The 4,690-nt window shown below is 39.9% G+C and carries 7 protein-coding genes; all 7 read left to right on the top strand.

Features of this window, described 5'->3' with window-relative positions:
- Positions 1–261, top strand: a 261-nt coding sequence (locus QZ488_RS21230) for an SIS domain-containing protein (RefSeq protein ID WP_293752515.1), incomplete at its 5' end; no start/stop codon positions are given.
- 129 nt (positions 262–390) lie between these two features.
- A complete protein-coding gene (gene rfbA, locus QZ488_RS21225) occupies positions 391–1,272 on the top strand; it encodes a glucose-1-phosphate thymidylyltransferase RfbA (RefSeq protein WP_293752513.1) in 882 nt (293 codons plus the stop codon).
- Between the two features lie 3 nt (positions 1,273–1,275).
- Complete coding sequence (rfbC, locus tag QZ488_RS21220; RefSeq protein WP_293752511.1) at positions 1,276–1,851, top strand: dTDP-4-dehydrorhamnose 3,5-epimerase; 576 nt, start codon at positions 1,276–1,278, stop codon at positions 1,849–1,851.
- 198 nt (positions 1,852–2,049) lie between these two features.
- On the top strand, positions 2,050–2,940 hold the full coding sequence (gene rfbD, locus QZ488_RS21215; protein WP_293752509.1) for a dTDP-4-dehydrorhamnose reductase: 891 nt from the start codon (positions 2,050–2,052) through the stop codon (positions 2,938–2,940).
- Between the two features lies 1 nt (position 2,941).
- Entirely contained in the window at positions 2,942–3,358 is a 417-nt protein-coding gene (locus QZ488_RS21210) for a nucleotidyltransferase substrate binding protein (protein WP_293752507.1), read from the top strand.
- Positions 3,351–3,686, top strand: a complete 336-nt coding sequence (locus QZ488_RS21205; protein ID WP_293752505.1) for a nucleotidyltransferase domain-containing protein — start codon at positions 3,351–3,353, stop codon at positions 3,684–3,686. The genes QZ488_RS21210 and QZ488_RS21205 overlap by 8 nt, the downstream gene beginning before the upstream one ends.
- A partial coding sequence (gene rfbB, locus QZ488_RS21200; RefSeq protein WP_293752503.1) for a dTDP-glucose 4,6-dehydratase occupies positions 3,683–4,690 on the top strand: 1,008 nt, incomplete at its 3' end. The genes QZ488_RS21205 and rfbB, both read left to right, overlap by 4 nt.

Below are 4,690 nucleotides of genomic sequence, written 5' to 3'. Positions count from 1 at the left end.
GATTTATTAGAAAAACTGAAATCAAACCTACAAGAAGTTAAAGCTCGTGGTGGCCAAATGATTGTATTTGAAGATGAGCAATCAGACATTAGTTCAGAAGAAGGGTTTAATGTTATTAAAGCAACTACGAATGTGGGACGAATTACGGCACCGATAACGTACAATATCCTATTGCAGTTACTCAGTTATCATGTTGCTTTGATAAAAGGGACGGATGTTGATCAACCTAGAAATCTAGCAAAATCAGTAACTGTAGAGTAGTTTTAACGAGTAAATAGCATTAGTTTTAAGGTATAATTGCGACTTATGATATGTGTTCTAGTTGTCTAATGACATAGCAAATAGAAATATATGAATTTTAATTTGGCAATAAATTAAGGAAACCGGAAAGTGAAAGGGATAATATTAGCAGGTGGTAGTGGTACTCGCTTGTACCCAATAACGCGTGGTGTGTCGAAACAGCTTGTCCCTATCTACGATAAACCTATGGTGTATTATCCATTATCGGTACTGATGTTAGCCGGTATTCAAGACGTGCTGATTATTACCACGCCTGAAGACCAATTGAGTTTTCAGCGTTTACTGGGTGATGGTTCTGAATTAGGCATGTCATTTGAATATGTTATCCAACCTTCCCCAGATGGTTTAGCACAAGCCTTTATATTAGGTGAAGACTTTATTGGTGATAAAGATGTTTGCCTTGTGTTGGGTGACAATATCTATCATGGCCATGGTTTACCTGAGCTACTTTCTACTGCCGTGCACAATGCCAAAACAGAAAACAAAGCGACCGTGTTTGGCTATCGCGTTGCCGATCCCGAACGGTATGGCGTCGCTGAATTTGATGACTCAGGCAATGTCATCAGCATCGAAGAAAAGCCAACTGAACCTAAAAGTAATTATGCTGTTACAGGGCTGTATTTCTACCCTAATGATGTGATTAAAAAAGCCAAAAAAATAACTCCGTCACATCGTGGTGAACTAGAAATTACCTCAGTCAATCAAGCCTATCTTGCTGAGCAGCGACTTAAAGTAGAATTGATGGGGCGTGGCTATGCCTGGCTGGATACTGGTACTCATGAAAGTCTCTTAGAAGCGGCTCAATTTATTGAAACAATTGAAAAACGCCAAGGCTTAAAAGTCGCCTGTTTAGAAGAAATCGCTTTTGAGAAAGGGTATATTTCCAAACAACAACTGATTGAACTCGCTCAACCTTTAGCTAAAAACCAATATGGCCAATATTTGCTGAAACGCGCAGAAGAAGGAATGTAATTAATGCAGTTTATTCCTCAATCAATTCCAGACGTATTAGTTATTGAACCTAAAGTACACGGAGACCACCGTGGTTATTTTGTCGAAACCTTTCGCCAAGACAAGCTTGAACAAGCACTAGGTTACAAAGTTAACTTTGTCCAAGATAACGAATCTAAATCATCGAAAGGTGTCTTGCGCGGCCTGCATTTTCAACTTGCACCTCATGCCCAAAGCAAACTCGTTCGCGTGATTGAAGGCAGCGTATTAGATGTTGCTGTTGATATTCGCAAAGGCAGTCCGACTTTTGGGCAACATGTCGCGGTACAGCTATCAGGTGATAACAAAAAACAACTATTTGTTCCACGTGGTTTTGCTCATGGATTTATAGTGCTGACTGATACAGCGACTTTTGCTTACAAAGTCGATAACTACTATTCACCCGAATGTGATCGTGGCCTAGCCTTTGATGATAAAGCTCTAAATATAGACTGGGTTTTACCAACAGATAGCTTGTCTTTGTCTGATAAAGATACCAAACAACCCACGTTTGCTGAACTAGCAGACTGTTTTGATTATGCAACAAACTACTATGCTTAACATCAAAACTATAACTATACCCATGACACTTCAATCTGCAGGTTTTAAAATCCGTCATCTTCTTTCAACTTTGTCACCTTTATTTCAACTCCGTCATCCCCGAGATCTTTTATCGGGGATCCACGCGATAGCAGCACTATCTACTGCCTATGGAACCTCGTTTTCACGGAAACGAAGTAACCGAAGGAGCATTGTCGAATGGTAACCGGAAAAATTGGGACTATATTAGTAACAGGCAGTAGTGGTCAGTTAGGGCAGTCACTAAAAATGATTGCCAAAGATTATTCTGACTATGGTTTTACCTTTGCCCAACGTGAACAACTTGATCTTAGTAATGGTAAAAGCATTACGGCATTTTTCAAGCAAAATAAGTTTGACCTAATCATCAACTGTGCAGCTTATACCGCCGTTGATAAGGCAGAGTCTGAACCAGAGTTGGCCGATAAGATTAACCATATAGCCGTCAAACAACTTGCGGAACTAGCCAAGCAATACAATACCAAGCTCATCCACATCTCAACCGACTATGTGTTTAATGGTCAAAACTATAAACCTTACATCGAAACGGATGAGGTAGCACCACAAAGCGTCTATGGTGAAACCAAGCTAAAAGGTGAACAAGCACTCTTAGCCGAAATGCCAAACAGCGCCCTCATCATTAGAACCAGTTGGGTCTATTCTGAATACGGCAATAACTTTGTCAAAACCATGTTGAGACTAGGCAAAGAACGTGATGCCCTTAATGTTATATTTGACCAAATCGGCACACCCACCTATGCCCATGATTTAGCGCAAGCCATTATGGCAATAGTAAGCAGTGACACCTTCAAACAAGCCAACGTAAACAGTGAGATTTATCACTACAGCAATGAAGGTGTATGCAGTTGGTATGATTTTTCCAAAACAATATTTGAACTAAGCAACATCAATTGTGATGTCAGCCCGATTGAAACGAAAGACTATCCAACACCGGCAATGCGACCTCATTACAGCTTGCTTAATAAAGCAAAAATAAAACATGAATTTAATCTTTCGATACCCTATTGGAAAGAGTCATTAAAACAATGCCTAAAAACAATTGGTGAATAATATGGAAAATGATATTCGTTGGGTTCAACGTTTTGATAACTACAAAAAAGGACTGTTGCAATTATCAGAAGCTGTGGTTCTTATGTCCCAGCGAGACTTATCCAATTTGGAAAAGCAGGGTCTTGTTCAGGCATTTGAATTCACCTATGAACTGGGATGGAACCTACTGAAAGATTATCTACAATGGCAGGGATTTGATAATATAGTTGGTTCGAGAGATACCATCAGACAAAGTTACAAAAGTGGACTGATTAGTGATGGTCAGCTTTGGATGGCGATGCTGCAAGATAGGAATCGAACGGTACACACTTATAACGAAGAAACGACCAACGCAATCATTGAAGCGGTACAGCACAGCTATATTGAGGCATTTGAAGCGTTAAAACAACGGTTTGATGCGATTAAGAAAAATGGATAAAGCTCATACACGTGAGTTATTTGGTTTGAGTCAAAGTGACTTTGATAAGATCAATGAGCTGTTGTGTGAAAATAAAAATATAAAGAAAGCCATTATTTATGGCTCACGAGCCAAGGGAAATTATAAACCGGGATCTGATATTGATCTGACTATTTTAGGTGATATTTCATGGCGAGAGTTGAATCAGTTAGAGTCTGATCTTGATGATGCAATGTTACCTTATCAGTTTGATCTATCTCTATTTGAACATATTGACAATAAGGAACTGATTGACCATATCAATCGAATTGGCAGCGTTTTTTATCAACAGAATGAGACATTTGCATGACAAGTACTAATACGAAAAATAAAACATCAACAATTTTAGTCACCGGTGGTGCCGGCTTTATCGGCTCAGCCGTTATCAGGCATTTAATTAATGACACCGACCATCATGTTGTTAACGTTGATAAGCTCACCTATGCGGGCAACTTAGAATCACTGATCTCAGTCAGTGAAAATTCACGTTACAGTTTTGAGCAGGTTGATATTTGTGATGCTAAAGAAATAGAACGAGTCTTTAACCAACATCAACCTGACATTATTATGCACCTTGCAGCTGAATCTCATGTTGACCGTTCAATTGATGGCCCTGGAGATTTCATTCAAACCAATATTGTCGGTACTTATAACTTATTGGAACAGGCTAGAACTTATTGGACAAGTTTAGAAGTAGAAAAAAAAGCAGGTTTTCGCTTCCACCATATTTCAACCGATGAGGTATATGGCGATTTAGAAGGTACGGATGATTTGTTCACCGAAACGACGCCGTATGCCCCCAGTTCACCTTACTCGGCCTCAAAAGCCAGCTCCGACCACTTAGTGAGAGCATGGAACAGAACCTTCAATCTGCCAACGATCATTACTAACTGCTCAAATAACTACGGCCCATTTCATTTCCCTGAAAAACTCATTCCATTGGTTATTCTTAACGCCTTAGCAGGTCAACCTTTACCCGTTTACGGCAAAGGCAATCAAATCAGAGATTGGCTATTTGTTGAAGACCATGCCCGAGCCTTAGTGTTAGTGGCTACCACGGGTGAAATAGCAGAAACCTACAATATCGGCGGACATAACGAAAAACAAAATATTGATGTCGTTAAAACCATCTGTGAATTACTGGAAGAACTCGCACCAGATAACAGTCATTCCCGCGCAGGCGGGAACCTAGGAGGTTTTGAAAGCTTAATCACCTTTGTGACTGATAGAGCAGGCCATGATGTGCGTTATGCCATTGATGCCAGTAAGATAGCCAAAAAATTGAATTGGACACCACTAGAAACCTTTGACAGT

Origin of the sequence: uncultured Paraglaciecola sp., assembly GCF_913020055.1 — a bacterium.
In the GTDB taxonomy this organism is placed as follows: Bacteria; Pseudomonadota; Gammaproteobacteria; order Enterobacterales; family Alteromonadaceae; genus Paraglaciecola.
This window is presented reverse-complemented; position numbering and strand designations above follow the sequence as displayed.